This window comes from Streptoalloteichus hindustanus (genome assembly GCF_900129375.1).
GTDB classification, from domain to species: Bacteria; Actinomycetota; Actinomycetes; order Mycobacteriales; family Pseudonocardiaceae; genus Streptoalloteichus; species Streptoalloteichus hindustanus.
In genome coordinates this window covers 225,328-251,819 of the sequence record NZ_FQVN01000003.1, presented here as the reverse complement: position 1 = coordinate 251,819, position 26,492 = coordinate 225,328, and the positions used below count along the sequence as shown (strand labels likewise).

Annotated in this window: 28 protein-coding genes and 1 tRNA gene; 24 read left to right on the top strand and 5 right to left on the bottom strand. The window is 74.5% G+C overall.

Annotation, left to right across the window (positions count from 1 at the left end):
- Positions 1–14 precede the first annotated feature (14 nt).
- From nadA to nadC, 3 genes are read left to right on the top strand one after another with little or no spacing between them, the layout of a single operon-like run.
- A complete protein-coding gene (gene nadA / locus BUE43_RS10355) occupies positions 15–1,037 on the top strand; it encodes a quinolinate synthase NadA (RefSeq protein WP_073481465.1) in 1,023 nt (340 codons plus the stop codon).
- Positions 1,037–2,650: an L-aspartate oxidase gene (locus BUE43_RS10350; protein ID WP_073481463.1), complete on the top strand. Its 1,614-nt coding sequence runs from the start codon at positions 1,037–1,039 to the stop codon at positions 2,648–2,650. The genes nadA and BUE43_RS10350 overlap by 1 nt, the downstream gene beginning before the upstream one ends.
- Positions 2,651–2,709: 59 nt before the next feature.
- Entirely contained in the window at positions 2,710–3,597 is an 888-nt protein-coding gene (gene nadC, locus BUE43_RS10345) for a carboxylating nicotinate-nucleotide diphosphorylase (RefSeq protein WP_073482561.1), read from the top strand.
- Positions 3,598–3,988: 391 nt separating this feature from the next.
- On the opposite strand, the gene BUE43_RS10340 is transcribed toward nadC, so the two are convergent.
- Positions 3,989–4,780: a carbon-nitrogen hydrolase family protein gene (locus BUE43_RS10340; protein WP_073481460.1), complete on the bottom strand. Its 792-nt coding sequence runs from the start codon at positions 4,778–4,780 to the stop codon at positions 3,989–3,991.
- An 85-nt stretch (positions 4,781–4,865) separates the two neighbouring features.
- Here BUE43_RS10340 and BUE43_RS10335 point away from each other — a divergent pair, with 85 nt between their 5' ends.
- The 7 genes from BUE43_RS10335 (at position 4,866) to BUE43_RS10305 (ending at position 12,165) form a co-directional block, all read left to right on the top strand.
- On the top strand, positions 4,866–5,492 hold the full coding sequence (locus tag BUE43_RS10335; protein WP_073481457.1) for a GntR family transcriptional regulator: 627 nt from the start codon (positions 4,866–4,868) through the stop codon (positions 5,490–5,492).
- A gap of 71 nt (positions 5,493–5,563) precedes the next feature.
- A complete protein-coding gene (locus BUE43_RS10330; RefSeq protein ID WP_073481455.1) occupies positions 5,564–7,156 on the top strand; it encodes an ABC transporter substrate-binding protein in 1,593 nt (530 codons plus the stop codon).
- 137 nt (positions 7,157–7,293) lie between these two features.
- Entirely contained in the window at positions 7,294–8,247 is a 954-nt protein-coding gene (locus tag BUE43_RS10325) for an ABC transporter permease (RefSeq protein WP_073482559.1), read from the top strand.
- Positions 8,240–9,265: an ABC transporter permease gene (locus tag BUE43_RS10320; protein ID WP_073481452.1), complete on the top strand. Its 1,026-nt coding sequence runs from the start codon at positions 8,240–8,242 to the stop codon at positions 9,263–9,265. Before BUE43_RS10325 ends, BUE43_RS10320 begins: the two co-directional genes overlap by 8 nt.
- A complete protein-coding gene (locus BUE43_RS10315) occupies positions 9,262–10,284 on the top strand; it encodes an ABC transporter ATP-binding protein (RefSeq protein ID WP_234995645.1) in 1,023 nt (340 codons plus the stop codon). The genes BUE43_RS10320 and BUE43_RS10315 overlap by 4 nt, the downstream gene beginning before the upstream one ends.
- Positions 10,278–10,928 (top strand): ABC transporter ATP-binding protein, encoded by a 651-nt coding sequence (locus tag BUE43_RS10310; protein ID WP_073481449.1) that lies wholly within the window; start codon positions 10,278–10,280, stop codon positions 10,926–10,928. Before BUE43_RS10315 ends, BUE43_RS10310 begins: the two co-directional genes overlap by 7 nt.
- A gap of 64 nt (positions 10,929–10,992) precedes the next feature.
- Positions 10,993–12,165: an aminotransferase class V-fold PLP-dependent enzyme gene (locus tag BUE43_RS10305; protein WP_073481447.1), complete on the top strand. Its 1,173-nt coding sequence runs from the start codon at positions 10,993–10,995 to the stop codon at positions 12,163–12,165.
- Between the two features lie 139 nt (positions 12,166–12,304).
- Here the strand turns inward: BUE43_RS10305 and BUE43_RS10300 are convergent, their stop codons facing one another.
- Positions 12,305–13,612, bottom strand: a complete 1,308-nt coding sequence (locus BUE43_RS10300; RefSeq protein WP_073482553.1) for a M14 family metallopeptidase — start codon at positions 13,610–13,612, stop codon at positions 12,305–12,307.
- A gap of 330 nt (positions 13,613–13,942) precedes the next feature.
- On the opposite strand from BUE43_RS10300, the gene hisD reads away from it, so the two are divergent.
- From hisD to BUE43_RS34655, 4 genes are all read left to right on the top strand, one after another.
- Positions 13,943–15,286, top strand: a complete 1,344-nt coding sequence (gene hisD, locus BUE43_RS10295) for a histidinol dehydrogenase (protein ID WP_073481444.1) — start codon at positions 13,943–13,945, stop codon at positions 15,284–15,286.
- Entirely contained in the window at positions 15,283–16,446 is a 1,164-nt protein-coding gene (locus tag BUE43_RS10290; protein WP_073481442.1) for a histidinol-phosphate transaminase, read from the top strand. Before hisD ends, BUE43_RS10290 begins: the two co-directional genes overlap by 4 nt.
- Entirely contained in the window at positions 16,443–17,054 is a 612-nt protein-coding gene (gene hisB / locus BUE43_RS10285) for an imidazoleglycerol-phosphate dehydratase HisB (protein WP_073481439.1), read from the top strand. The genes BUE43_RS10290 and hisB overlap by 4 nt, the downstream gene beginning before the upstream one ends.
- 61 nt (positions 17,055–17,115) lie before the next feature.
- A complete protein-coding gene (locus tag BUE43_RS34655; RefSeq protein WP_200797452.1) occupies positions 17,116–17,271 on the top strand; it encodes a hypothetical protein in 156 nt (51 codons plus the stop codon).
- Positions 17,272–17,289: 18 nt separating this feature from the next.
- Here BUE43_RS34655 and BUE43_RS10280 read toward each other — a convergent pair whose 3' ends face one another.
- A complete protein-coding gene (locus BUE43_RS10280; protein ID WP_073481436.1) occupies positions 17,290–17,850 on the bottom strand; it encodes an RNA 2'-phosphotransferase in 561 nt (186 codons plus the stop codon).
- Between the two features lie 116 nt (positions 17,851–17,966).
- Positions 17,967–18,428, bottom strand: a complete 462-nt coding sequence (soxR, locus tag BUE43_RS10275; RefSeq protein WP_073481433.1) for a redox-sensitive transcriptional activator SoxR — start codon at positions 18,426–18,428, stop codon at positions 17,967–17,969.
- A gap of 54 nt (positions 18,429–18,482) precedes the next feature.
- On the opposite strand from soxR, the gene BUE43_RS34140 reads away from it, so the two are divergent.
- The 7 genes from BUE43_RS34140 (at position 18,483) to BUE43_RS10245 (ending at position 22,477) form a co-directional block, all read left to right on the top strand.
- Positions 18,483–18,629 (top strand): hypothetical protein, encoded by a 147-nt coding sequence (locus tag BUE43_RS34140; RefSeq protein ID WP_159447722.1) that lies wholly within the window; start codon positions 18,483–18,485, stop codon positions 18,627–18,629.
- Positions 18,630–18,870: 241 nt separating this feature from the next.
- Entirely contained in the window at positions 18,871–19,503 is a 633-nt protein-coding gene (hisH, locus tag BUE43_RS10270) for an imidazole glycerol phosphate synthase subunit HisH (RefSeq protein ID WP_073481430.1), read from the top strand.
- A gap of 95 nt (positions 19,504–19,598) precedes the next feature.
- Positions 19,599–20,333, top strand: coding sequence for a bifunctional 1-(5-phosphoribosyl)-5-((5-phosphoribosylamino)methylideneamino)imidazole-4-carboxamide isomerase/phosphoribosylanthranilate isomerase PriA (gene priA / locus BUE43_RS10265; protein ID WP_073481428.1), 735 nt, complete (start codon positions 19,599–19,601; stop codon positions 20,331–20,333).
- Positions 20,334–20,795: 462 nt separating this feature from the next.
- Complete coding sequence (hisF, locus tag BUE43_RS10260; RefSeq protein WP_073481426.1) at positions 20,796–21,569, top strand: imidazole glycerol phosphate synthase subunit HisF; 774 nt, start codon at positions 20,796–20,798, stop codon at positions 21,567–21,569.
- Positions 21,566–21,952 carry a hypothetical protein gene (locus BUE43_RS10255; RefSeq protein ID WP_073481423.1) on the top strand — a complete coding sequence of 129 codons (387 nt, stop codon included), beginning with the start codon at positions 21,566–21,568 and terminating at the stop codon, positions 21,950–21,952. Before hisF ends, BUE43_RS10255 begins: the two co-directional genes overlap by 4 nt.
- Positions 21,949–22,374, top strand: coding sequence for a phosphoribosyl-AMP cyclohydrolase (hisI, locus tag BUE43_RS10250; RefSeq protein ID WP_083959551.1), 426 nt, complete (start codon positions 21,949–21,951; stop codon positions 22,372–22,374). The genes BUE43_RS10255 and hisI overlap by 4 nt, the downstream gene beginning before the upstream one ends.
- 29 nt (positions 22,375–22,403) lie before the next feature.
- Positions 22,404–22,477 (top strand) — tRNA-Met (locus tag BUE43_RS10245).
- Between the two features lie 65 nt (positions 22,478–22,542).
- Here the strand turns inward: BUE43_RS10245 and BUE43_RS10240 are convergent.
- Entirely contained in the window at positions 22,543–23,256 is a 714-nt protein-coding gene (locus BUE43_RS10240; protein ID WP_234995686.1) for a TetR/AcrR family transcriptional regulator, read from the bottom strand.
- A gap of 398 nt (positions 23,257–23,654) precedes the next feature.
- Between BUE43_RS10240 and BUE43_RS10235 the strand changes: the two genes are divergently transcribed.
- The 3 genes from BUE43_RS10235 to BUE43_RS10225 are packed head-to-tail and all read left to right on the top strand — an operon-like array spanning position 23,655 to position 26,461.
- Positions 23,655–25,280: an anthranilate synthase component I gene (locus tag BUE43_RS10235; RefSeq protein WP_083959617.1), complete on the top strand. Its 1,626-nt coding sequence runs from the start codon at positions 23,655–23,657 to the stop codon at positions 25,278–25,280.
- Positions 25,273–25,872: a hypothetical protein gene (locus BUE43_RS10230; RefSeq protein ID WP_073481421.1), complete on the top strand. Its 600-nt coding sequence runs from the start codon at positions 25,273–25,275 to the stop codon at positions 25,870–25,872. Before BUE43_RS10235 ends, BUE43_RS10230 begins: the two co-directional genes overlap by 8 nt.
- Positions 25,832–26,461, top strand: coding sequence for a Trp biosynthesis-associated membrane protein (locus tag BUE43_RS10225; RefSeq protein ID WP_073481418.1), 630 nt, complete (start codon positions 25,832–25,834; stop codon positions 26,459–26,461). The genes BUE43_RS10230 and BUE43_RS10225 overlap by 41 nt, the downstream gene beginning before the upstream one ends.
- Positions 26,462–26,492 lie beyond the last annotated feature (31 nt).

The following is a 26,492-nucleotide window of genomic DNA, read 5'->3' as shown; positions in this document are numbered from 1 at the left end:
ACGAGGAGGACGACATGGCCGCTACTGCATCCGTGGAGCGGGCATCGGCACTGGAGCCCTACGACGGGGTCCGGCCGGACGCGGCGTGGCGGGAGGAGGTGCTGCGACTGGCCGAGCGGCGCAACGCGGTCATCCTGGCGCACAACTACCAGTTGCCGGAGATCCAGGACATCGCGCACCACACCGGCGACTCGCTCGCGCTGAGCCGGATCGCCGCGGAGAGCGACGCCGACACGATCGTCTTCTGCGGCGTGCACTTCATGGCCGAGACCGCGAAGATCCTCAGCCCGGACAGGACGGTGCTGATCCCGGACGAGCGCGCCGGCTGCTCCCTCGCCGACTCCATCACCGCCGAGCAGCTCAGGGCCTGGAAGGCCGAGCACCCGGGCGCGGTGGTCGTCTCCTACGTCAACACCACCGCCGAGGTGAAGGCGGAGACCGACATCTGCTGCACCTCGTCCAACGCCGTCGACGTGGTGCGGTCGATCCCTGCCGACCGCGAGGTGCTGTTCTGCCCCGACCAGTTCCTCGGCGCGCACGTGAAGCGCGAGACGGGCCGGGAGAACCTGCACATCTGGGCCGGCGAGTGCCACGTGCACGCCGGCATCAACGGCCCGGAGCTGGCCGAGAAGGCCGCGGCCAACCCGGACGCCGACCTGTTCATCCACCCCGAGTGCGGCTGCGCCACCTCCGCGCTGTACCTGGCGGGGGAGGGCACCGTGCCGCAGGACAAGGTGAAGATCCTGTCCACCGGCGACATGGTGAAGGCCGCCCGCGACACGCACGCGCGCACCGTGCTCGTGGCCACCGAGGTGGGCATGCTGCACCAGCTGCGCCGGGCCGCGCCGGAGATCGACTTCCGGGCGGTCAACGACCGCGCCGCCTGTCGCTACATGAAGATGATCACGCCGGCCGCGCTGCTGCGCGCGCTGCGGGAGGGGCGCGACGAGGTCCACGTCGCCCCGGACGTCGCCGAGCGCGCCAGGGGCGCGGTGCGGCGCATGATCGCCATCGGCCAGCCCGGGGGCGGGGAGTGATGACTCCCTTCTGGGAGGCCGGTGCCGACCTCGTGGTCGTCGGCACCGGCGTGGCGGGGTTGACCGCCGCCCTCACCGCGCGCGAGCTGGGGCTGCGGGTGCTGGTGGTGACCAAGGCCGGCCTGGCCGAGGGCAACACGCCGTGGGCGCAGGGCGGCGTGGCCGTCGTCCTGCCCGGCCAGCACGAGCCGGGCGACTCGGTGCAGCGGCACGTCGCCGACACCCTCGTCGCCGGCGCCGGGCTGTGCGAGGAGGCCGCCGTGGCCGCCATCCTCGCCGACGGTCCGCCGGCCGTGGAGCGGCTGCTGCGCGGCGGCGCCCGCTTCGACACGACCGAGGACGGCCGGCTCGCCCGCGCCCGGGAGGGCGGCCACAGCACGTTCCGCGTGGTGCACGCCGGCGGGGACGCCACGGGCGCCGAGGTGGAGCGCGCGTTGCTGGCGACGTTGCGGGACGGGCGCATCCCGGTGCTGGAGCAGCACATCGCGGTGGAGGCGCTGCGCACCCCGGCCGGCGAGGTGGCCGGCCTGGTGGTGCTCGACGGCAACGGGGTGCCGGGCGCGGTGCGCGCGCCCGCCGTCCTGCTGGCCACCGGCGGCGTCGGCCAGCTCTACCAGGCGACCTCCAACCCGGAGGTGGCCACCGGCGACGGCCTCGCGCTCGCGGTGCGGGCCGGCGCCGTGCTCGCCGACGTCGAGTTCGTGCAGTTCCACCCCACCGTGTTGTTCACCGGCGCCGGGGAGCACGGCCGCCGGCCGCTGGTGACCGAGGCGGTGCGGGGCGAGGGCGCGGTGCTCGTCGACCGCGCCGGCGCCCGGGTGATGGCCGGGGTGCACCCGCTGGCCGACCTCGCGCCGCGCGACGTCGTGGCCGCCGCGATCACCCGTCGGATGGTCGCCACCGGCGCCGACCACGTCCTGCTGGACGCCACGCACCTGGGCGGCGAGGCGTTCCGGCGGCGGTTCCCGACCGTGCACGCCGCCTGCCGGGCGGCCGGGATCGACCCGGCGGCGGAGCCGATCCCGGTCGCGCCGGCCGCGCACTTCGCCTGCGGCGGAGTCGTGACCACTGTGGACGGTCGGGCCAGCGTCACCGGCCTCTACGCCGCCGGGGAGGTCGCGCGGACCGGTCTGCACGGCGCGAACCGGTTGGCGTCCAACAGCTTGTTGGAGGGTCTGGTGGTCGGGGCCCGCGCGGCCCGCGCCGCGGCGGCGGACCTGGCCGCCGGCCGGCTCGCCGACCCGAGGGCGGCCGAGCCGGCCGAGCTGCCGGCGGCGCCGGTCGTCGAGCGGGCCGCGCTCCAGCGGGTGATGAGCCGCTACGCCGCCATCGGGCGGGACGCGTCCGGTCTGGTGGAGGCGGAGTCGGTGCTGGAGGCGCACTCCGTCCACCGTCCACTTCGGACACACCGCGAGGTGGAGGACGCCGCGCTGGCCATGGTGGCCAGGGCGGTGCTGCTCGCCGCCGGCGAGCGGAAGGAAACGCGGGGCTGTCACGTGCGCACCGACTTCCCCCGCACCGAGGAGTCGTGGCGGCGCAGCCTGCCGCTCCGGCTCGACGCGGCCGGCAGGCTCGCGTTCTTCGAGACCGTCGCTTTGGGAGGGGCCGCATGAACCACGTGTCTTCCGCGAACCCGGAGCCTCCGGCGTCTTCGGTGTCCCGGGTGTCGTCGGTGTCCCCGGGGATCTCCGACGAGGTCGCCGCCGCGCTGGCCGGGGCGGGACTGGACGTCGCCGAGGTGCGGCGGGTCGTCGGCCAGGCGCTGGACGAGGACCTGCGGTACGGGCCCGACGTCACCACCGAGGCCACCGTGCCGGCCGAGGCCGTGGCCGAGGCGGTGATGAGCTCGCGCCGGCCGGGCGTTCTGGCCGGGTTGCCGGTGGCGTTGGCGGTCCTGGACGTCGTGGTCGGCGACTACGAGGTGCTGGACCGGGGCGCGGACGGTCAGCGGCTGGCCCCGGGCGACGTGGCCCTGCGGCTGCGGGCGCCGGTGCGGGCGCTGCTGACCGCCGAGCGCACCGCGCTCAACCTGGTCTGCCACCTCTCCGGGGTGGCGACCGCGACCGCCGCGTGGGTCGACGCGGTCGCCGGGACCGGGTGCGCCGTCCGGGACAGCCGCAAGACGCTGCCCGGCCTGCGGTCGCTGCAGAAGTACGCGGTGCGGTGCGGGGGCGGGGTGAACCACCGGATGGGCCTCGGCGACGCCGTGCTGATCAAGGACAACCACGTCGTCGCCGCCGGCTCGGTGACCGCCGCCCTGGCCGCCGCGCGCCGGCACGCGCCCGGCCTGCCGTGCGAGGTCGAGGTGACGACGCTGGCGGAGCTGGACGCGGTGCTGGCCGTGGACGCCGAGGAGGTGCTGCTGGACAACTTCACCGTCCCGCAGTGCGCCGAGGCGGTGCGCCGCCGAGACGCGGCGGGGGCGCGGACGCGGCTGGAGGCCTCCGGCGGGCTGACGCTCGACGTGGCCAGGGCGTACGCGGAGACCGGGGTGGACTACCTCTCGGTCGGCGCGCTGACGCATTCCAGCCCGTCACTCGATCTCGGTCTTGACATGTGATTTCTGTCGGAGGCGGGCGGGGTTCTGCCTGGTGAGGGGTTGGCGCGGGTCGGTTGGACGGTCCGCGTCAGTCCCTCTTCCCGTGTGGTGGCGGGGTGGTTGTCCACAGGGGCCCGAGTTGTCCACAGTGGAGCGAAGTGGGGTTGGGGCGCCCGGTCGGCGGCCGATAGGCTGGACGCGGGGTCGCCCCCCGGGCGGGAGGGGGCTGTACCGGGCAGGGGTGGTGGGCGCCGGCGGGGCCGGGAGCCCCGGACCGGCGTCCCCGACCGGTGTCCCGGAGAGCCGTATCCCGGAGAGCCGTATCCCGGACGGGCGGCGGCACAGCCCGCACGGCACGAACGGACGCCGCCGCTGTGCCGTGCCGTACGGGGTGCGCCGCCGACCTGGGCGGTCAGAAGCGGCGGTTGGCCAGCACCGGGTTGGTGCGGCGGGCCTCCGCGGCGGTCGCCGGGTCGATCTCGACCACCAGGCAGTCCGGCTCCGCGCCCAGCCGGGCGTGCACCCTGCCCCACGGGTCCACCACCGTGCTCACGCCGATGCCGCAGGGCGCCGTGCCGATCGGCTCCCGCCCGACCGTCACCGGGTCGGCCTGGTCGCAGGCCACCACCCAGGACGTGCTGTCCAGCGCCCTGGCCCGCACGAGCAGCTCCCACTGCTCCCGCTTGCCCGGCCCCGCGCCCCAGCTCGCCGGCAGCAGCACCACCGACGCGCCGCGCTCCGCCAACGCCGTGAACAGCCCGGGGAACCGGACGTCGTAGCAGGTCGCCACGCCAACCGTGATCCCGCCCACGGCGAAGGTCACCGGCTGGTCGCCAGGGGCGACGTACTTCGACTCCTGGTAGCCGAACGCGTCGAACAGGTGGATCTTGTCGTAGTGCGTCTCCACACCCGGCCCGGTGACCAGCAACGTGTTGCGCACCCGGCCGTCGGGGTCAGGGGTGAACATCCCGACGACCACGACCACCCCGGCCTCGGCCGCGATCCGCCGCACCCGTCCGGCCCACGGCCCGTCCAGCGGCTCGGCCACCTCCGCCCAGTTCACCCCGGAGCAGGCCATCGTGGCCTCGGGGAACACCACCACCTCCGCGCCCCGCCCGGCCGCCTCGGCCACACCGTCGCGCACCAGCGACAGGTTCGCCTCGGGGTCCGGCGTCGACACGATCTGGCACAGCCCGATCTGCACTGGCTCCTCCTCCACTCGCGGTGGTCATACGATGACCCGCTGTTAGCCTCTCCCATGGGTAGGCGGGAAACGTAGGGGGCGTGAGGTGACATCCGGCCGGGAGCGGGCGTACGAGTTCCTCAGGGACACGGTGCTCACCGACCCCCAGCTGCAGGGCCAGTTCGTCAGCGAGCAGGAGATCGCCGACCGGGTCGGCGTCTCCCGCACGCCGGTGCGGGAGGCCCTGCTGCTGCTCGCGGCCGAGGACCTCGTGCGCCTGGTGCCGAAGCGGGGCGCCTACGTCGCGCCGGTCACCGGGCGCGAGGTCAGCGAGCTGATGGAGCTGCGCGGCGTGGTCGAGCGGTACGCCGCGGAGCGGGTGCTGGCCGCCGGCAACCCCCCGCTCCCCGAGATGCGGCACGCCGTCGAGATGCAGCGCACCCTGCGCGCGGCCGCCGACCTGCGCGCGTTCGCCGAGTGGGACCAGCGGTTCCACACCGCCCTGGTGGCGGCGACCGGCAACCGCCTGCTGACCCAGATCTACGAGGGCCTGCGCGCCCGGCAGGTGCGGTGCGCCATGGCGGCGCTCTACGACACCACGGAGCGCAGGGAGGAAGTGCTGGCCGGGCACGAGGCCATCCTGGCAGCGTTGGTCGCCGGCGACGCCGCCTCGGCGGGTGAGGCGATCACCGCGCACCTGCGCGCGGCGCTGAAGGTGCTGCTCGTGGGCTGAGTCGGCAAGACGTGATTTCCGGTACAACCCGGTTGTTGCAAGTGGTTCGCAGCGGAATCTAGGGTCGGCGCGTGCCTTTCCCCCGCGGACTCCTGCCGACCGCCGCCGTGCTCGCGGCTGCCGTGGCCGTCGCCGGCTGCTCGACGCCGTCGACGCCGGACTCCGGCCGCGACAAGAGCCAGCTCACGCTCGCCGACGCCTACGAGCCGGAGAGCCTCAACCCCCTGCTCGGTTACGGCGAGGAGGGCGTGTCGAAGATCTTCGACGGGCTGTTGACCTACCGGGCGGACCGCACGCTGGAGCCGGCGCTGGCCGCCGAGCCGCCGCAGCCCTCCGCCGACGGCCGGTCCTGGACGGTGAAGCTCCGCAAGGACGTCAGGTTCCACGACGGCTCGACCTTCGGCGCCGAGGACGTCGTGGCCACCTACCGGGCGGCGCTCGACCCGGCCTACGCGTCGACCGTCCGCTCCGGGCTGTCGATGATCAGCAAGGTGGAGCAGGTCGACCCGCTCACCGTGCGGTTCGACCTCGCCCACCCCTACGCGCCGTTCGGGCACAAGCTGGTGCTCGGCGTGCTGCCGAGCGAGGCGCTGGCGAAGCCGGAGCCGCAGGACCGGTCGCCGATGGGCACGAAGCCCGTGGGCACCGGCCCGTTCCGGCTCGCCGAGTGGCGCAAGGGCGAGCGGATGGTGCTGGAGGCCAACGACTCCTACTGGCACGGCACGCCGAAGATCCGCAAGGTGAACGTCGTCTTCGCCGTCGACGACAACACCCGCGCGCAGCGCATGCGCGGCGGTGAGTTCGACGGCGGCCCGCTGCCGCCCAACCTGGCCAAGACCTTCGAGGGCCTGGACGGCTACCGCGTCGTGACGCACAAGAGCGCCGACTACCGCACCGTCGTCATGCCGACGGCCAACCCGGTGACCGGGGACAAGGCGATGCGGCTGGCGTTGAACCTGGCCATGAACCGCCAGGGCATGATCGACGCGCTGCTCGGCGGCAAGGGCGCGCCCGCCTCGACCCTGATCCCGCAGGCGCTGCCGGAGTTCGTCGAGCCCTCCGCCCAGTTCCGGTACGACAGGGCCGAGGCGGAGCGGACGCTGGAGGCGGCCGGCTGGGTCAAGGGCGCCGACGGCGTGCGGGCCCGTGACGGTCAGCGCGCGAAGTTCAGCCTGCTGTACCCGGCGGGCGACAACGTCCGCAAGGACCTCGCGCAGGCGTTCGCCTCGGACGCGAAGGCGGTCGGCGTCGAGGTCGTGCTGGAGGGGCTGGGCTGGGAGGCCATCGAGCCGCGCATGGGCAACGACGCCCTGGTGCTGGGCGGTGGCAACCCGCTCGACCCGGACCTGAAGTCCTACCCGCTGCTGCACTCCTCCTACGCGGCCAACGGCTTCAACAACCCCGGCTCCTACCGCAACGCCGAGGTGGACGCCGCGCTGGAGGCCGGCCGGCGCACCACCGACCCGGCCCAGCGGGTCGTCGCCTACAAGCAGTTCCAGCGGGCCTACGTGGCCGACCCCGGCATGGTGTTCCTGACCTTCCTGGACCACACCTACGTCGTGCGCGAGGGCTGGACCGGCTACCAGGAGGTCGTGGAGCCGCACACGCACGGCTTCACCTGGGGTCCGTGGTGGAACCTCCAGGACTGGGCGCCCCGGCGATGACCGACGGCGCGTCCGGACCGGCCCCGGCGGCGGCCCAGCGACGTTCGGAAGAACCGGGCCGTTCGGAGAAGCCGGGCCGCCGGCGGGATCTCGGGCCCGGTTCGGGCCGGCGCACCCGGGCGAGGGCGGTCGCGGCCATGGCCGGTCGGCGGCTGCTCTTCGCGGTGCCGGTGCTGGCGCTGGTCAGCGCCGCGGTCTTCGCGCTCGGCGCGCTGTCCCCCTTCGACCCGGTCAAGCAGTACTACGGCGTGCAGATCTTCAACGCGTCGCGGGAGGACGTCGACCGGGTGCGCGCCGAACTCGGCGTGGACGACCCGGTGATCGTCCAGTTCGGACGGTGGGCCGGCGGACTGCTGACCGGCGACCCCGGGCACAGCCGGTCCTTCCGCCAGCCGGTGGCCGACGTCGTCGGCGAGCGGCTGCCGTGGACGCTGCTGCTGGTCGGGGTGGCGCTGGCGGTCGCGGTGCTCGTCGCCCTGCTGCTCGGGGTGGCGGCGGCGTGGCGGCAGGGCGGCTGGCTGGACCGGGTCGTCACCGCGGTCGGGCACGCGCTGGAGGGCGTGCCGCCGTTCGTGCTGGCGCTGGGCGCGATCGCGGTCTTCGCGTTGGGCCTGGGCTGGCTGCCGGTCGCCGGGCTCACCGACGCCGGGGCCGAGGCGAGCGCCGGCCAGGTGGCCCGGCACCTGGTGCTGCCCGCGCTGGTGCTGGGCGTCTCGCAGTCGCCGTGGCTGGTGCTGCACGTGCGGCAGTCGCTGTTGTCGGCGTTGGCCGAGGACCACGTGACCGGCGCGCGGGCGCGGGGCCTGGCCGAGCGGGTCGTGGTGCTGCGCCACGCCCTGCCCACGGCGTTGCTGCCGTTCGTGACCCTGGTCGGCGCGCGGGTGCCGGAGCTGGTCACCGGCGCCGTGCTGGTCGAGGAGGTCTTCTCCTGGCCGGGGGTGGCCTCGGCGGTGGTCAAGGCCGCGTTGTCCGTGGACTTCCCGTTGCTCGCGGCGCTGACCCTGTTGGCGACGGTGGCCGTGCTGCTCGGATCGCTGCTGGCCGACGTGGCCTCCGCGCTGCTCGACCCCAGGGTGGCGACCGATGGCTGATCCGCTGACGGCGTCCACTGTGGACACCACAGGCAAGGCGAAAGCCAAGGACACCAAAGGTATCAAGGACATCGAGGGCATCGAGGGCGCCAAGGGGGCCGCGAACGCCGGTGGCGGCCCGGGCGCGAGGCCGGGGGAGTGGCGCTCCGCCGCCCGCCGCCGCGCCGGAACCCCGCACGCCGCTGCCGGTTCCGGCCGCGCCCGGCTGAGGTGGATCGTCGGCGGGGCGACGTTGGCCGTGCTCGCCGCGGGCGCGGTCCTGCTGCCGTGGCTGGGCGGGCTGGACGAGCGGGTTCTCGACTACGGCGCGGTGCGGCGCCCGCCGAGCGCCGAGCACCTGTTCGGCACCGACGAGACGGGGCGGGACCTGGTGCTGCTCGCCTTCGCGGGGCTGCGGGTGTCGTTGCTGGTGGCGGTGTTGTGCGCGGTGATCTCCACCGTGTTCGGCGCCGTCGTGGGCGCGGTGTCGGGCGCGGTCGGCGGCTGGACCGACCGACTGCTGATGCGCGTGGTGGACACCATCAACGCGGTGCCGCACCTGCTGCTCGGCATCGTGATCGTCGCCCTGTACCGGGGTAGCCTCACCGCCGTGGTCGCCTCGATCGCGTTGACGCACTGGACCACGGTCGCCCGCATCGTGCGCTCCGAGGTGCTGTCCCTGCGGCAGCGGCCGTACATCGACGCGGCGATCTCGGGCGGCTCGTCGCGGTGGCGGGTGGTGCGCCGGCACCTGCTGCCGGCGGTGGTGCCGCAGGCCGCGATCTCGGCGGTCCTGCTGCTGCCGCACGCGGTCTGGCACGAGACCGCGCTGAGCTTCCTCGGCCTGGGCCTGCCGCCGCACATGGCCAGCATCGGCAACATCCTCGGCGACGGCAGGGACGCGGTGTTGCTGGGCGCGTGGTGGATCGTCACGCTGCCCTCGGTCCTGCTGGTCGTGGCCACCCTCGCGGTCTCCGGCGTCGCCGCGACCTGGCGCGACCGGCTGGTGCCCCGACGTCGATCGGAGTTGGCGCTGTGACCGCCGCGGTGGGGGACGCCGCGCCCGCCTCGGCCGAGCTGGCGGCGCCGCTGTTGAGCGTTGACCGCCTGTCGGTGCGCTTCCTGTTGGGACGCAAGGGAAAGCGCGGCGAGGTGCGCGCGGTCACCGACGTGTCCTTCGACCTGCGCCCCGGGCAGTTGTTGACGTTGGTGGGGGAGAGCGGCTGCGGCAAGTCCGTGCTCGCCTCGGCGTTGCTGGGGCTGTTGCCGGGCAACGCCCGGCTCCGCGGCGCCGCGACGTTGTCCACTTCGGACAGTGACCCGGTCGAGCTGGTGTCGGCGGCGGAGAGCGTGCTGGCCGGCCGGGTCCGCGGCCGGCTGGTCGGCCTCGTGCCGCAGTCCTCCGCCACCCACCTCACACCGGTGCGCACCGCGCGCTCCCAGCTCCTGGAGACCGTGCGGGCGTTGCGCCCCGGGGTGGACGACCCGGCCGGCCTGGTGGAGCACCTCGCGGAGCGGGTCGGGCTGGAGCCGGCGGTGCTCGACCGGTACCCGCACGAGCTCTCCGGCGGGACCGCCCAGCGGGTGGCGGTCGCGCTGGCGCTGGCCGGCGACCCGCCGGTGGTGCTCGCCGACGAACCCACGACCGGCCTGGACCGGCCGCTGGTCGACCGCACCGTCGACCTGCTCGCCGGCCTCGCCGAGGAGGGCAGGGCGGTGCTGATGATCACCCACGACCTGGCGGCGGCCCGCCGGGTCGCCACCGACGTGGCCGTGATGTACGCCAGCCGTCTGGTGGAGCTGGGGCCGGCCGACCGGGTCTTCGCCGATCCGTGGCACCCCTACACCGCCGGCCTGCTCGGCGCGTTGCCCGAGGGCGGGTTCACGCCGATCCCGGGCCACCCGCCGGAGCTGACGGCCCTGCCCGACGGCTGCGCCTTCGCGCCCCGGTGCGCCCTGCTCGCCGGCGGCGGCCCCGAACGGGACGCCCGCTGCACCGGCGCGCCCGAGCTGGTCCGGCACGGCGACCGCGCGGTCGCCTGCCGCCGCCCGTGCTGACCGGGGCCGGCCTGGTCGCCGGCTACGTCAGGGGACGGCCCGTGCTCACCGGGGTGGACGTCGAGGTCCGCCCCGGCGAGGTGCTCGGCCTGGCCGGACCCAGCGGCTGCGGCAAGTCGACGCTGGCCAGGGTGCTCACCCTGCTGCTGGAGCCGTGGGCGGGCGAGGTGCGGCTGGACGACGTGCCAGTCCGCCGCTTCCGGCACGCCGCGCCGCGCGAGCAGCGCACGGCGGTCGGCGTGGTCTTCCAGCAGCCTCGGCTGTCGGTCGACCCCCGGTTCACCCTCCGCGAGGTGGTGGCCGAGCCGATGCTGGCGTCCGGTCACGCCGCCGACGACGTGGCCGACCGGGTCGCCGAGCTGGCCGACCAGGTCGGGCTGACCGACGAGCTGCTGCGCCGCCGGCCGCACGAGGTGAGCGACGGCCAGCTCCAACGCGCCTGCCTGGCCAGGGCGCTGTCGCTGCGCCCGCGCTACCTGGTCTGCGACGAGATGACCGCCATGCTCGACGCCTCCACCACCGCCGCGCTCGTGCGCGTGGTCGAGGCGCACGTCGCGGCCACCGGCGCGGGGGTGCTGGCGATCAGCCACGACGACTCCCTGCTCGACGTGTGGGCGGACAGGGTGATGCGCTTCGCGCCCTGACGGCCGCCGCCCGGGACGGGCAGGGCGGGTGCGCCGGGCGGCGCGACGAGAGGAAGGGTGGCGGATGATCGATCTTGACGTCGTGCGCGCGGACACGCCCGCGTGCCGGGACCAGGTCTTCCTGGACAGCGCGGGCTCCTCGCTGCCGCCGCGGCAGGTGCTCGACGAGGTGGTCGGGCACCTGCGGCGGGAGGCCGAGGTCGGCGGGTACCGGGCGGCCGCGGAGCACGCGGAGGAGATCGAGGCGGGCTACGGCCTGGCCGCCGAGCTGCTGGGCTGCCGGCCCGAGGAGATCGCCTTCACCGACAGCGCCACCCGGTCGTGGGACCTCGCCTTCGCCGCGGTCCCGCTGGCCGAGGGCGACCGGGTGCTGGTGACCGAGGTGGAGTACGCCGGCAACGCGGTGGGCCTGCTGCACCGGGCGGCCGCCGTCGGCGCGACCGTGGAGCCCATCCCGTCCGACGAGCACGGCGCGGTGTCCGTGGCGGCGCTGCGCGACCTGCTCGACGAGCGGGTCCGACTGGTCTCGCTGGTGCACGTGCCGACCAACGGCGGGCTGGTCAACCCGGTGCGCGAGGTCGCCGACGCCGCGCACGAGGTCGGCGCGCTGGTCCTGCTCGACGCCTGCCAGTCGGTCGGCCAGCTCCGGGTCCGGATGGACGAGCTGGGCGTGGACGTGCTGTCGGTGACCGGCCGGAAGTGGCTGCGCGGCCCGCGCGGCACCGGCCTGCTCGCGGTGCGCGAGTCGGCGTCCGGCCTGCTGCGCCCGCACCTGGTCGACCTGCACGGGGCGGAGTGGGTGGCGCCCCAGCGGGCGCGCCTGCGCACCGACGCCCGGGTGTTCGAGCTGTGGGAGTACAGCGTCGCCGACCGGCTCGGCCTGCTCGCCGCGCTGCGCTACGCGCTGGACCTCGGCGTCGACGCGATCGCCGAGGCCGTGCTGGACCGGGCGGAGCGGGCCCGCGCCGGGCTCGCCGCGCTGCCCGGGGTGACCGTCCGCGACCTGGGCCGGCAGCGGTGCGGGATCGTGAGCTTCACCGTCGACGGCGTCCCGGCGGCGAAGGTGCGGGACACCCTGCGGGAGCGGGGCGTGACCGTCACGGTCAGCCGCACCACCTCCACCCTGCTGGACATGACGCACCGCGGGCTGGACGCCGTCGTCCGGGCCTCGCCGCACTACTTCGTCTCGCCCCAGCAGGTGGACGACTTCGTCGCGGCCGTCGCCGACCTGCGCTGACCGCGCTGACCCGGGGGACCCGAACCCGGCCGGAGAGCCAAGACCCGAGACCCGAGACTGACACCGGGACCGCCCGTGCGGCACGCGTCGGAACGCGTGCCGCACGGGCGCTGGTGTCAGGGCCGTCAGTCGCGGGCTGTCAGTCGCAGGACTTGCCGATCACGCGCGGGACGCAGTCGGCGTAGGACAGCAGCAGGTCGACCGCCTGGTCGTTGCGCGCCGTCTCCCTCGGGATGACGCTGGCCGGCGGGTAGAAGCCGGACAGGCCGCTTCCGGTGCGCGGGTACATCTCGAAGGTGTAGGACCAGATCTTGTGCTGGGCCCACATCCAGTCGTTCACCGAGCCGTCGGTGACGTAGAGGTCACTGGACTGCTGCGGGGTGTAGCCGTTGGTCTCGGCCATCTCCCTGCCCAGCGTGCTGAACACCCTGGCGTCCTCCGCCGTCAGGCCGGGCGCGGTCTCGGAGTGGGTGTAGCCGTAGGGCCACAGGATCAGCTCCGAGTAGGTGTGGAAGTCGATGTGCGCGGTGATCTGCTGCTTGCCGCCCACCACCCGGGAGTTGACGAAGTCGCGCACCCGTGCGGTCTCCGGCGCCGAGAAGGCCGACGGGCCGCGGTAGGTCTCGCTGCTCGGGCTGCCGCTGGACCCGTTGCAGCACCCCCACTTGTAGCCCCAGTTCCGGTTCGGGTCGGTGCCGGAGCCCTGCCGGTTCTTGCGCCAGCCCCGGTAGCTGCCGGTGGCGATGTCGTACTCGGCGCCGTCCGGGTTCACGCTGGTGATCACGTAGATCTCCCGCGTGTCCACGAACTGCTTGATCTCGGGGTCGCTGTCGTACCCCTTGGTGAACCGCTCCACGATCCGCAGGCACATCTCCACCGTGAGGTGTTCCCGCGCGTGCTGGTTGCAGGTGAACAGGACCTCGGGCTCGTCCTCGTCGGTCGCCGCGTTGTCGCTGATCTTCAGCAGCCACAGGTCGCGGCCCTGGTGCGACTTGCCGACGCTGGACAGCTTCGTGATCGACGGGTACTTCGACGCGGTCTGCCGCAGCTCGGCGGTCAGCTCCGAGTAGTTGTGGTAGGCCGAGTCCCTCGGCGGGAAGTCCAACGTGGTCGGACCGTCCCCGCGGTTCACCTTCTCCACCAGCTCGGTCCGGAAGCCGGCCGCCTGGACGGCCGCGAGCTGGTCCCGCGTGGCGGTGACCGACACGCGGTCCCCGTCCACCCCCAGGATGTCGACACCCGTCCGGGCGATGGTGGTGCGCAGCTGCGGGCTGGTGGCCCCATGCACCTGGTACACGGCCAGGTCGTCCGGCCGGGTCGAGTCGGCCCCGGCCGACGGCTGGCCACCCGCCCACCGCGCGTCCGCTCCGGCGACCGAGAGCGGGACGAGCAGGGACAGACAGGCGCCAACCGCCGCGGCGACGAGCCTGCGACGCGTGCGTAACATCATGCCTCCGATCGTTGACGGAGAGTCACGGCAGGGTTGTGCACGGAGAATGCGGCCCGGTCACGATGCGTGGCAAGGGCCGTCGGACGTGCAATGACCAGGTGTTATGAAGCTCCCCCACGTGGGTGGCGACGGTGACGGCCCGCTACTGACAGGCCGCGTCGGCCGGACGGACGCACCGTTTACCCTGGTGGGAGCGTCGATCCCCGCGGACCGACGCGCGGCCACCCGTCGTCCAGGGGCCGCCAGGGGCAGCGTCCAGCGGTCCGGTCCAGTGGCCCGGGTCCGGCGCCGCCGCCCGTGGCCGGCCCCCGACCCCTGAGGACGCCCATGCTGACCCGAACCGACCTGCGCGGTCGTGTCCCCTCCCCCGTCGAGCTGCGCGCGACCCTGCCGCGCGCCGAGGTGGACGTGGACGCGGTGCTGCATCAGGTCCGGCCGGTGGTGGACGCGGTCCGGGAACGCGGTGTCGAGGCGGTGCTGGAGTTCGCCGAGCGGTTCGACCGGGTGCGACCGGCCTCGGTCCGGGTGCCGGCCGAGGAGCTGGCCCGCGCGCTGGACGAGCTCGCGCCCGCCGTGCGCGAGGCGCTGGAGGAGACCATCGCCCGCGCCCGCCGCGTGCACGCCGACCAGCGGCGCGTCGACGTCACCACCCAGGTGGTGCCCGGCGGCACGGTCACCGAGCGCTGGACGCCGGTGGCCAGGGTCGGCCTCTACGCCCCCGGCGGCCTCGCCGTCTACCCGTCCAGCGTGGTGATGAACGTCGTCCCGGCCCAGGAGGCCGGCGTCGAGTCGCTCGTGGTGTGCTCGCCGCCGCAGGCCGAGCACGGCGGCCGCCCGCACCCGACCATCCTCGCCGCGTGCGCGTTGCTCGGCGTGACCGAGGTCTGGGCCGTCGGCGGCGCGCAGGCCGTGGCGCTGCTCGCCCACGGCGGCGTCGACACCGACGGCGCCGAGCTGGCCCCGGTGGACATGGTCACCGGCCCGGGCAACATCTACGTCACCGGCGCCAAGCGCCTGCTGCGCGGGCTGATCGGCATCGACTCCGAGGCCGGGCCGACCGAGATCGCCGTGCTGGCCGACGAGACCGCCGACCCGGTGCACGTCGCCGCCGACCTGGTCAGCCAGGCCGAGCACGACCCCCTGGCGGCCAGTGTGCTGGTCACCACCTCGGAGGCGCTGGCCGACGCGGTGGACGCCGAGCTGGAGCGCCAGGTGGCCGCCACCAAGCACGCGGAGCGGGTGCGCACGGCGCTGACCGGCCGCCAGTCCGGCTGCGTCCTGGTGTCCACTGTGGACGACGGTGTGCGGGTGGTCGACGCCTACGCCGCCGAGCACCTGGAGATCCAGACCAGGGACGCCCGCGCGGTCGCCGGCCGGGTCAGGGCCGCCGGCGCGATCTTCGTCGGCCCGTACGCCCCGGTCTCGCTCGGCGACTACTGCGCCGGCTCCAACCACGTGCTGCCCACGGGGGGCTGCGCGCGGCACTCCTCCGGCCTGTCGGTGCAGACCTTCCTGCGCGGCATCCACGTCGTGGAGTACACCGCCGAGGCGCTGGCCGAGGTCGCGCCGAAGGTCGTCGCGCTGGCCGAGGCCGAGGACCTGCCCGCGCACGGCCAGGCCGTGACCGCCCGGTTCGGCGCCTCGCGCGCGGGGACGGAGGGCGGGGCGTGACCGCGGACAACCCGATCGCCGGCCGGGTCCGGCTGGCCGACCTGCCGCTGAACGCCGACCTGCGGGGCCGCAGCCCCTACGGCGCGCCGCAGCTCGACGTGCCGGTCCGGCTGAACACCAACGAGAACCCCTACCCGCCGCCGCCCGAGCTGGTCGCCGACGTCGCGCGCGCGGTGGAGGAGGCGGCGCGGGAGCTGCACCGCTACCCGGACCGGGACGCGGTGGCCCTGCGCGAGGACCTGGCCCGCTACCTGTCCGGCGCCACCGGCGTGCCCCTGACGGCGGCGAACGTGTGGGCGGCCAACGGCTCCAACGAGGTCCTGCAGCAGATCCTGCAGGCGTTCGGCGGACCCGGTCGCACGGCGCTGGGCTTCGAGCCGTCCTACTCGATGCACTCGATCATCGCCGCCGGCACGCGCACCGAGTGGGTGCCGGCGCCGCGCAGGGCCGACTTCTCGCTGGACGTCGAGCGCGCGGCCGCGGTGATCGCCGAGCACCGGCCGGACGTGGTGTTCGTGACCAGCCCCAACAACCCCACCGGGCAGTCGGTGCCGGTGGCGGACGTGCGGCGACTGGTCGACGCCGCGCCCGGCCTGGTGGTCGTGGACGAGGCGTACGCCGAGTTCTCCAGCCGGCCCAGCGCCGTCACGCTGCTCGACGAGCTCGGGCACAAGCTGGTCGTCAGCCGCACCATGAGCAAGGCGTTCGCCTTCGCCGGCGGCCGGCTGGGCTACCTCGCGGCGGCGCCCGCGGTGGTCGACGCGCTGCAGCTCGTGCGCCTGCCCTACCACCTGTCGGTGCTGACCCAGGCCGCGGCGCGGGCCGCGCTGCGGCACGCCGACCAGACCCTGGCCTCGGTGCACCGGCTCAGCGACGAGCGGGACCGGGTCGCGGAGACGTTGTCCGCCACGGGGTTCTCCGTCGTGCCCAGCGACGCGAACTTCGTCCTCTTCGGACAGTTCGCCGACGCCGACGCCGTGTGGCGGGCGTACCTGGACCGGGGTGTGCTGATCAGGAACGTCGGCGTCGCCGGGCACCTGCGGGTCACCGTCGGCACGCCCGAGGAGAACGAGGCCTTCCTGGCCGCCAGCAAGGAAATCGCGGCGGAGCACCCGCTCCGCGCGCGGGAGAGCAGCACGGGTACGGAGGTCAGCCGGTGAGCCGCAAGGGGCGGGTGGAGCGGTCCACGAAGGAGTCCGCGGTCCTGGTCGAGCTGGACCTGGACGGCGTCGGCAAGGTGGACGTCAGCACCGGGGTCCCCTTCTACGACCACATGCTCACGGCGTTCGGCGTGCACGGGGCGTTCGACCTGACCGTCCGGGCCACCGGCGACATCCCGGTGGACGCCCACCACACCGTCGAGGACGTGGCGATCGTGCTGGGGCAGGCGCTGCGGCAGGCGCTGGGCGACGCGGCCGGCATCCGCCGGTTCGGCGACGCCTGGATCCCGATGGACGAGACGCTGGCGCACGCGGCCGTGGACGTGTCCGGCCGGCCCTACTGCGTGCACGTGGGCGAGCCGGACACCGTGGCCGGTTTCGTCATCGGCAACAACTACCCGGCGGTGCTCAACCGGCACGTGTTCGAGTCGCTGGCCTTCCACGCCAAGCTGGCCCTGCACGTGCGGGTGCTGCACGGCCGCGACCCGCACCACATCACCGAGGCCCAGTTCAAGGCGATCGCCAGGGCGCTGCGCGCCGCCGTCGAGCCGGACCCGCGGTTCGGCGGGGTCGTGCCGTCCACCAAGGGCCTGCTGGACGGCAGCTGACGCCGGTCACGGCGCACCGACGGCGCACTGACGGCGCACCGACGACGCGGAAAGGGACCCCGTGACCAAGGACTGGATCTGGATCGGCCTGCTGGCGCTGGCCGGCTTCCTCATCGGCGGCGCGTACGTGACGTGGAAGTCGATGAAGTTCTTCGCCGCCCTGCTGGCGGTCGCCGCGGTGCTCGCCGGGGCGGGCGCGGTGCTGTGGATGATGTGACGGCCCAGCGCGTCCGCGTCAGCGCGTCCGGGTCAGGTAGGCCGCCGGCACGGACCGGGTGAGCCACACGCCGTTGGCGCTCACCCGGAACTCGTGGCCGGCGGCCGCCATCGCGGCGGCGTCGACCCGCAGCACCACCGGCTCGCCGCGCCGCCGGCCCACCTGGACCGCCGTGGCGCGGTCGGTCGACAGGTGCACCTCCTGCCGCCGCATGGGGCGCAGGCCCTCGCGCAGGATCGCCGGCAGGAACCGTTCGACGGTGCCGTGGAACAGCGTCGGCGGTGGGGTGACGGCGGCGAGGCCGAGATCGACCGGCACGGTGTGGCCCTGGTTGGCCCGGATGCGCCGGCCCGTCCCGTCGTAGGCGAACCGGCGTTTGTCGTTGTTGGCCACCACTTCGTCGAGCCGTTCCCGGCTGAGCGGTCGGCCGTGGCTGGCCAGCGCCGCCAGCAGGTCGTCGACCGCGACCCAGCCGGCCGGGTCCAGGGTCAGGCCGATCGTCTCCGGCCGGTGCCGCAGCACCAGGGACAGCCGTTTGGAGACGCGGACCAGGTCGTTCCTGTCGTTCCTGTCGTTCATCGGGCGAAGCCCAGCACGGTCCTCCCGTTCGCGCCAGGGATTTGGCCAGCAGCCGGAGCTCGGCTCCGCGCTCTGGGGGGCGGAAAGTCGTTGCCCGGCAAGGGAAATCCGAAGGCTCAGATCCCGCCTTCGGAGGCCGGCCGCAGTTTCGGCGCGCCCGGGCCGTGCGTCGACAGTTCGTCGTCCGGGTTCTGCAGCAGGCAGGACTTCAACGACAGGCAGCCGCACCCGATGCAGGAGGACAGCCGGCCGCGCAGCCGTTGCAGCGCGTCGATCCGGGCGTCCAGCTCGTCCTGCCACTGCCGGGACAGCCGCGCCCAGTCGGCCTTGGTCGGCGTGCGGCCGTCGGGAAGCGTGCCCAGCGCCGCGCGGATGTCCTCCAGGGACAGGCCGACCCGTTGCGCCGCCCGGATGAACGCCAGCCTGCGCAACACCGCCCTCGGGTACCGCCGCTGGTTGCCGCCCGTCCGCTCGGAGTGGATCAGCCCCTTCTCCTCGTAGAACCGCAGGGCGGTGTGCGGCACGCCACTGCGCGCCGCGACGTCGCCGATGGTGAGCAGGTCAGGCAGCTTCCCCATGGTCAGCAGCCTACGACTTGACCTCTAGCTAGGTCGAGGTTGCAAGCTGTGTTGGTGATCGCGAGGACGAGGGACCCGGGGGCCGCGGAGCACGACCGCGCGACCTCGTCGACCGGGATCACCGGCAGGACCGGCGGCAGCGCCGCGAGCCCGGACGCCCAGGAAACCACGGCGTCCCCGACCACCACGCGACGGCTCTGAGCGCCTGAGGCGCCGCAGCCGTTCCGACCGACCTCCCGACCCGAACCCGCCACCACCACAGACCGCACGCCGTCGGCAACCGCCAAGGGGAATAACCAGTCCCGCTCCGACACACCCCGACCCCGGTTGCCGGCGGCGTGCCCTTGTCGCCAGTGAACACCAGCCCCCGCCTCCACCCCCGCTCCCCGGTCGCCCGGCGAGGTGGTCCTCGGTCCGTGAGGACGCGCGCTAGCCTGGTCAGGTGCCCCGCGTCGTCGTACTGGACTATGGATCAGGCAACCTCCGCTCCGCCGAGCGAGCGCTGCGCCGCGTCGGCGCGGACGTCGAGGTGACCGCCGACCATCGCGCGGCCCTCGCCGCCGACGGCCTGGTCGTGCCCGGCGTGGGCGCGTTCGCCGCCTGCATGTCCGGCCTGCGGGCGGTGCGCGGCGAGCGGATCATCGGCGAGCGGCTGGCCGGCGGTCGCCCGGTGCTCGGCATCTGCGTCGGGATGCAGATCCTGTTCGAGCGGGGCGTGGAGCACGGCATCGAGGCCGACGGCTGCGGCGAGTGGCCCGGCGCGGTGGAGCGCCTGCACGCCGACGTGCTGCCGCACATGGGGTGGAACACCGTCCGCGCCCCCGCCGAGTCGGAGCTGTTCGCCGGCCTGGACGCGGACACCCGGTTCTACTTCGTCCACTCCTACGCCGCACGGAGCTGGGAGCTGGAGACCAACCCGCCGTTCACCGCGCCGCTGGTGACCTGGGCGCACCACGGCGAGGACTTCGTCGCCGCCGTCGAGAACGGCCCGCTGTGGGCCACCCAGTTCCACCCGGAGAAGTCCGGCGACGCCGGCGCGCACCTCCTCGGCAACTGGCTGAAGTCCCTGGGCTGAGTTCACGGGCTGGGGGCGTCGGGTTGGCGCCCGGCGCCCGGCTCGCGCGGGGACCCTGGGCGCTTCCGCTCCGCCGGACGGCCTAGGGTGGGGGCGTGACGTTCACGCTGCTCCCCGCGGTCGACGTGGCCGACGGCAAGGCCGTTCGCCTGGTGCAGGGCGAGGCCGGGACCGAGACCTCCTACGGCGACCCGCTGGCGGCCGCCCTCGCCTGGCAGGAGGGCGGCGCCGAGTGGATCCATCTGGTCGACCTGGACGCGGCGTTCGGCCGCGGGTCCAACCGCGAGCTGCTGGCCGGCGTGGTGGGTCGACTGGACGTGAAGGTCGAGCTCTCCGGGGGCATCCGGGACGACGAGTCGCTGACCGCCGCGCTGGCCACCGGCTGCGCCCGGGTCAACCTGGGCACCGCGGCGCTGGAGGACCCCGCGTGGTGCGCGCGGGCGATCGCCGAGCACGGTGAGCGCGTCGCGGTCGGCCTGGACGTGCGGATCACCGCCGAGGGGCACCGGCTCGCCGGCCGGGGCTGGACCTCCGACGGCGGCGACCTGTGGGAGGTGCTGGCGCGGCTGGACCGCGACGGGTGCTCCCGCTATGTCGTCACCGACGTGAGTAAGGACGGCACGCTGCGCGGCCCGAACGTCGAGCTCCTGCGCGAGGTGTGCGCCCGCACGGACGCCCCGGTGATCGCCTCCGGCGGTGTGTCCAGTGTGGACGACCTGCGGGCGCTGGCCGAGCTGGCGCCGGGCGTGGAGGGCGCGATCGTGGGCAAGGCCCTGTACGCGGGCGCGTTCACGCTTCCCGAGGCGTTGGCCGCGGTCCGCTCCGCCTGAGCCTCCACTGTGGACGCTCCGGCGTCCGGTCCCGACAGTCGTCAGCCCGCCGTGCGCGACCTCCGCGCACGGCGGGCTTGTCGTGTCTGTCCCGGCAGGAGATCAGGAGACGGCCGGGGCCGGCAGATTCTGGTCGGCTATCAGCACCCTCCGCCATGCCAGTGGACGAAGATCGCGCGGCGATGGCAGACCGCGCCTCGCGCGCGACTCCAGCCCTGAGTAAGGGGGACCCCCCTTACTGAACGTCTCACGGAGGTCTGACAGTTCGGTGGGGCGCGGGGTCGCCCTTCCGGGTGGACAGCACGAAAAACCCACGGGTGGGTGATCTTCGCCCGCAACGGCCCGCACCGACCACTGTGGATCTTGGCAGGGGTTCGGCCCGCCGACGGCCGTCCCGGTGACGCGGACCCGCGGGGCGGTGACGCGCGCAGTGGTCGGGAGCGCAGGCCGTAGGCTGGGGGTATGGCGGTCGCCGTACGTGTCATCCCCTGCCTCGACGTCGACCAGGGGCGGGTGGTCAAGGGCGTCAACTTCACGAACCTGGTCGACGCGGGAGATCCCGTGGAGCTGGCGCGCGCCTACGACGCGGAGGGCGCCGACGAGCTGACCTTCCTCGACGTGACCGCGTCCTCCTCGGACCGGGAGACGACCTTCGACGTGGTGCGGCGCACCGCCGAGCAGGTGTTCATCCCGCTGACCGTGGGCGGCGGCGTGCGCAGCACCGACGACGTCGACCGGCTGCTGCGCGCCGGCGCCGACAAGGTGAGCCTCAACACGGCCGCCATCGCCCGGCCGGAGCTGCTGCGGGAGGCGTCGCAGCGGTTCGGCGCGCAGTGCGTGGTGCTGTCGGTGGACGCCCGTCGGGTGCCCGAGGGCGAGCGGCCGACACCATCGGGCTACGAGGTCACCACGCACGGCGGCCGGCGCGGTACCGGGATCGACGCGGTCGAGTGGGCCGAGCGCGGCCAGGAGCTGGGGGTCGGCGAGATCCTGCTCAACTCCATGGACGCCGACGGCACCAAGGCCGGCTTCGACCTGGAGATGCTGCGCAGGGTGCGGGCGGTCGTGGACGTCCCGCTGATCGCCAGCGGCGGCGCGGGCGCGTTGGACCACTTCGCGCCGGCGGTCGAGGTCGGCGCGGACGCGGTGCTCGCCGCCAGCGTGTTCCACTTCGGTCAGCTCCGCATCGGCGAGGTCAAGGGCGCTTTGCGCGCGGCGGGGGTGGAGGTTCGGTGACCCGGCTCTCCGGCGTCCCGCTGGAGCTGCGGGTGGCCGGCGCGCTGCTGGCCGGCGCCGGCCTGGCGTTCCTGGCGCTCGGTCTGGGCCGGTGGAGCGCCGAGGGCGGGGCGGACGTGCTCGTGTTGCCCTGTGCGCTGGCCGTGCTCGGCGTGGCGGCGGGCGCGGCGGTGCTGACCGCGCACCGCGCCGCGCGGATCGTCGGCATGGTGGTCGCGAGTGTCGCGGCCGTGCTGCACCTGCTGCTGGCGCTCGGCGGCGGCGCGTGGTGGGCGCGGCTGCTCTCGGGCCTGCTGGCGGCGTCCCAGGTCTACGTGTTCGTGTTGCTCAACACCGGTCCCGCGCGTGCGGGGGCGGACCACGAGGAGATGGGGGCCCGGTGAGCGGTCCTGGACTCGACCCGGCGATCGCCGCGCGGCTCAAGCGCACGGCCGACGGGCTGGTGTGCGCGGTCGCGCAGCAGCGGGGCACCGGCGAGGTGCTGATGGTGGCCTGGATGGACGACGAGGCGCTGCGGCGCACGTTGGCCACCCGGCGGGCCACCTACTACTCGCGGTCCCGGCAGAGCTACTGGGTGAAGGGCGAGACCTCCGGGCACACCCAGCACGTGCACGAGGTCCGACTGGACTGCGACGGCGACACGCTCCTGGTGGTCGTCGACCAGGTCGGCGCGGCCTGTCACACCGGGACCAGGACGTGTTTCGACACCGATGTGCTGCTCGCCGCCGAGGCCGGCGCCGATTCTGGAAAACCGGTCCTGACCAGCGGCGATGCCTCTGGCGGCACCCCCGTTTTGGATTCCTGAGTTCGCTCGTGTAGTGTTCTCCATGTCAACGCGGGGTGGAGCAGCTCGGTAGCTCGCTGGGCTCATAACCCAGAGGTCGCAGGTTCGAATCCTGTCCCCGCTACTAACGCCAGGGCCGCCGGATCATTTCAGATCCGGCGGCCCTGGCGCTTTGCGCGGGCCCGGCGCTCATCCGCCGTCGGCCACGCCGATGTCCCCGGTGATGTAGCGCTGGAGGTTCGGCGCGATCGCGGTGACCACGGTCTCGATGTCGGTCGAGGCGAGCGGCTCCAGCTTCAGCACGTACCGCGCCATGCCCAGACCGACGATCTGGCTGCCGCAGAGGGTGGCGCGCAGGTCGCCCTGCGCCATGCCCAGCTCGTCGACGACGCGGCGGAACACCTTGCGCACGAACACCTCCCGCAGCGCGGTGGCCGCCATCTCAGTGCCGGTGACGCTGCGGACAAGCGCGGTGAACTGCCCTCCGCCGCTGGCGTCCCACACGGTGAGGAAGGTGCGGACCATCCGTTCGCCGACGGCGTCCGGCGGTCCGTCCAGCAGCCGTCGGATGATCTCGCTCGGGCGGATCGGGAGCCGGATGACCGACGCCGTGAACAGCCCCTCCTTGCCGCCGAACCAGTGGTTGACCATCGCCGGGTCCACGCCGGCCCTGCGGGCGATCGCCCGCACCGTCGCACCGTCGTAGCCCTGCTCGATGAACTCGGCCCTGGCGGCCGCCAGCAACGCGGCCCGGGTGTCCTCGCCCGCCGGCCGCCGACCCCGGCGCCGCGGCCGGACCCCGCCGGGGTCCTGTGGGGCGCTCTCCTCCTGGCCGGCATCGCTCTCCTGGGCGGCGTCGCCGGTGAGAGCGGCGTCCGGGGCATGACCAGGATCAGGTCTCACCGCGCCCGCCCGCCCCTCGTCGTCGTGCTCGCCCACCACGTCGTCCCGTCCGCCGTCCGCCTCGCGGGCGTCACGGTGCTCAGCGCCTCCAACCACCTCGTCATCATCTCCGGTGTTCCGAGCTGACCACATCGGAGGAACTACGTGCCCCGCGTACTCGCCGGCGCGGGACCGGTGCGCGGTGGCGGCTCGGTCCGTCGGATCGGGGGGCGTGTGGCCAGGCCGGAGGGTGTTGCCGGCTCGTCCACACACCTTTTCAACAGATAGTGAAATGTAGGTCGGAGACGGGGTGGGGTCAACGCCGTCCGGTGCTGGTTCGTTCCACTGCGTGGGAAGCGCCGGGGCCTCGCCCGGGGTGCCAGCCGGGCGGGGGACCCCGGGTGGGCACAATGACGCGCATGCTCAGCGCGAATGGCAGTGGCGTCCGCGCCGCCCTGGGGGTCGGGCCGGTCTCGCCCAGCCGGGAGGAGTTCCGCGCGCTGGCCGCGGGCCGCAGGGTGATCCCGGTCGTGCGGCGGCTGCTCGCCGACGGGGAGACGCCGGTGGGCGTGTACCGCAAGCTGGCCGCCGACCGCCCGGGGACCTTCCTGTTCGAGTCCGCGGAGAACGGGCGTTCCTGGTCGCGGTGGTCCTTCGTGGGCGTGCGCAGCGCCGCCGCCCTGACCGTCGTCGACGGCGAGGCCGCGTGGGTGGGCAACCCCCCGGTCGGGCTGCCCGGCGGCGGTGACCCGCTCCAGGCCCTGCGCGCCACCGTCGAGGCGCTGCGCACCGACCCGCTGCCCGGGCTGCCCCCGCTGACCGGCGGCATGGTCGGCTACGTCGGCTACGACGCCGTGCGGCGGCTGGAACGGCTGCCCGAGCTGGCCGAGGACGACCTGCGGCTGCCCGAGACGGTGATGCTGCTGGCCACCGACCTGGCCGCGCTGGACCACCACGAGGGCACCATCACGCTCATCGCCAACGCGGTGAACTGGGACGACACCGACGAGCGAGTGGACGCCGCCTACGACGACGCGGTCGCCCGGCTGGACGCGATGACCGCCGCGCTGTGCACCCCGACGCCGCCCAGCGCGGTCGCGTTCACCGCCGCGCCGCCCCGGTTCACCCGTCGGCGGACCTCGGAGGAGTACCGGGCGGCCGTGGAGCGCGCCAAGGAGGCGATCCGCGCCGGCGAGGCGTTCCAGGTGGTCGTCTCCCAGCGCTTCGACCTCCCGACCGAGGCCGACGCGCTCGACGTCTACCGCGTGCTGCGCACGACCAACCCGAGCCCGTACATGTACCTGCTGCGGCTGGACGGCTTCGACATCGTCGGGTCCAGTCCGGAGGCCCTGGTCACCGTGCGCGACGGCAAGGCCACCACCCACCCGATCGCGGGCACCCGGTGGCGGTCGGCCGACCCGGACGAGGACCTGCTGCTGGAGAAGGACCTGCTGCACGACGAGAAGGAGCGGGCCGAGCACCTGATGCTCGTCGACCTGGCCCGCAACGACCTGGGCCGGGTCTGCCGGCCGGGCTCGGTGCGCGTCGCCGACTTCTTCCGCGTCGAGCGGTACAGCCACGTCATGCACATCGTGTCCACCGTGACCGGTGAGCTGGCCGAGGGGCGCACGGCGTTCGACGCGATCGCGGCGTGCTTCCCGGCCGGCACGCTCTCCGGCGCGCCCAAGCCCAGGGCGATGGAGCTGATCGAGGAGCTGGAGCCGACGCGGCGCGGCCTGTACGGCGGCGTGGTCGGCTACCTGGACTTCGCCGGGGACGCGGACACCGCCATCGCCATCCGGACGGCTGTGGTCCGCGACGGCGTCGCCCACGTGCAGGCGGGCGCCGGCGTGGTCGCCGACTCCAACCCTGCGGCCGAGGACGACGAATGCCTGAACAAGGCGCGGGCCGTGCTCAACGCGGTGGCGACCGCCGAGACGTTCCGACTCGCCACGACGGTTCCGCTGACGCCGCTGACCGGGGTCGCGCCCGCCCCGCACGGGAACGGGAGCCCGACCGCGGTGGAGGCCGAGCGGGGTGTCTGACCCCTCCGCCCCGCGGGCGCGGCCGGTGGTCGGCGTGCTGCTCGCGTCCGCGGGTTGCGGGCTGGTGTGGACCGCACTGGCCGCCGTCTTCGGCGTGGTCGGCGTGCTGGGCGACCGGCCGAAGTCCTTCGGCTCGTCGGGCCCGTTCCAGGCCGTCCTAGAATTCGCGGTGGCGGGGGAGCGCGGGTGGCTCCCGCCGCTCTGCGCGTTGCTCGGGGTGTCCCTGGTCGTAGCCGGGGTGCTCCAGGCGGTTCCCCGCCTGCCGCTGCCCGCGCGGTTCGCCGGGTGGCCGGCCCGGCTGGTGGGCGCGTTGTCGGCGGCGTTCGGGCTCGCGGTCTGGTGCGACCGGCTGTGGCCCTCGCTGACCGCCCGGCCGGGACCGCGGTTCCTGAGCCAGGAGCGGTTCGCCGACGAGATGGTCACGGGCGGGTGGGGTCAGCTTCTCGGCCTGCTCGTCGCCGTGGGCGCTGCGGCGCACGTCGTGGCGGGGACGGCACTGGTGCTTCGGGGTGGCCCAGGAGCGGGACACCGCGGTGAGGAGACGGAGTCCGATGGACGAGGGGACCGGGAAGACGGCGGGGGCGACGCCTGACGGCGGCGCCGGCGGGCGGCGCCCCCTGTGGGTCGTCGTGCTGCTGCTGGTGCTCGCCGCCGGGGCGCTCTGGGGTTCCTCGCGTCTGGCCTGGCTGGCCGAGGTGGTGGAGCGGCCGGGCGGCGGCGTGGGCGTCACGGTGCGCGAGGGCGCCGACCACAACCCCGCGCTGGTGCCGCTGGCCCTGCTGGCGCTGGCCGCGATCGCCGCGGCCGTGGCCACCGGCGGCTGGGCGCGTCGGGTCCTCGGGGCGCTGCTCGTGGTGGTCGCCGGCGCGGCGCTGTGGCTCACGGTGCTCCAGCCGGGGCCGGGCTCGGGCTGGTCCGACCACCTCGGCGCGCAGCAGGTGGCGAAGGTGCGGGACGCCGACGCCCAGCGGCCGTGGGCCATGGCGCTGGCCGGGGCCGGCGGCGGGCTGGTGCTCGCGGCGGGCGTGCTGCTCGTGCTGCGCGGGCACCGCATGCCCCGGATGGGGGAGAAGTACCGGACCCCGTCGGCGAGCACGCGGCCGGTGGACCCGCAGCGCCGGATGTGGGACGCGCTCGACGCGGGCGACGACCCCACGGCCGGGCGGGAGCGGACCGACTGACCGCGAGGTTCGGCCGGCCGGGGTCCTCTTT

Excerpts from the sequence above, each read along its gene's own strand:
- hisF (WP_073481426.1), top strand. The coding sequence starts at position 20,796 with ATGGCGGTCGCCGTACGTGTCATCCCCTGCCTCGACGTCGACCAGGGG.
- BUE43_RS10235 (WP_083959617.1), top strand. The coding sequence starts at position 23,655 with ATGCTCAGCGCGAATGGCAGTGGCGTCCGCGCCGCCCTGGGGGTCGGG.
- BUE43_RS10280 (WP_073481436.1), bottom strand. The coding sequence starts at position 17,850 with ATGAACGACAGGAACGACAGGAACGACCTGGTCCGCGTCTCCAAACGG.
- hisD (WP_073481444.1), top strand. The coding sequence starts at position 13,943 with ATGCTGACCCGAACCGACCTGCGCGGTCGTGTCCCCTCCCCCGTCGAG.
- BUE43_RS10300 (WP_073482553.1), bottom strand. The coding sequence starts at position 13,612 with ATGTTACGCACGCGTCGCAGGCTCGTCGCCGCGGCGGTTGGCGCCTGT.
- BUE43_RS10305 (WP_073481447.1), top strand. The coding sequence starts at position 10,993 with ATGATCGATCTTGACGTCGTGCGCGCGGACACGCCCGCGTGCCGGGAC.
- soxR (WP_073481433.1), bottom strand. The coding sequence starts at position 18,428 with ATGGGGAAGCTGCCTGACCTGCTCACCATCGGCGACGTCGCGGCGCGC.
- BUE43_RS10350 (WP_073481463.1), top strand. The coding sequence starts at position 1,037 with ATGACTCCCTTCTGGGAGGCCGGTGCCGACCTCGTGGTCGTCGGCACC.
- BUE43_RS10225 (WP_073481418.1), top strand. The coding sequence starts at position 25,832 with ATGGACGAGGGGACCGGGAAGACGGCGGGGGCGACGCCTGACGGCGGC.
- nadA (WP_073481465.1), top strand. The coding sequence starts at position 15 with ATGGCCGCTACTGCATCCGTGGAGCGGGCATCGGCACTGGAGCCCTAC.
- BUE43_RS10320 (WP_073481452.1), top strand. The coding sequence starts at position 8,240 with ATGGCTGATCCGCTGACGGCGTCCACTGTGGACACCACAGGCAAGGCG.
- BUE43_RS10325 (WP_073482559.1), top strand. The coding sequence starts at position 7,294 with ATGGCCGGTCGGCGGCTGCTCTTCGCGGTGCCGGTGCTGGCGCTGGTC.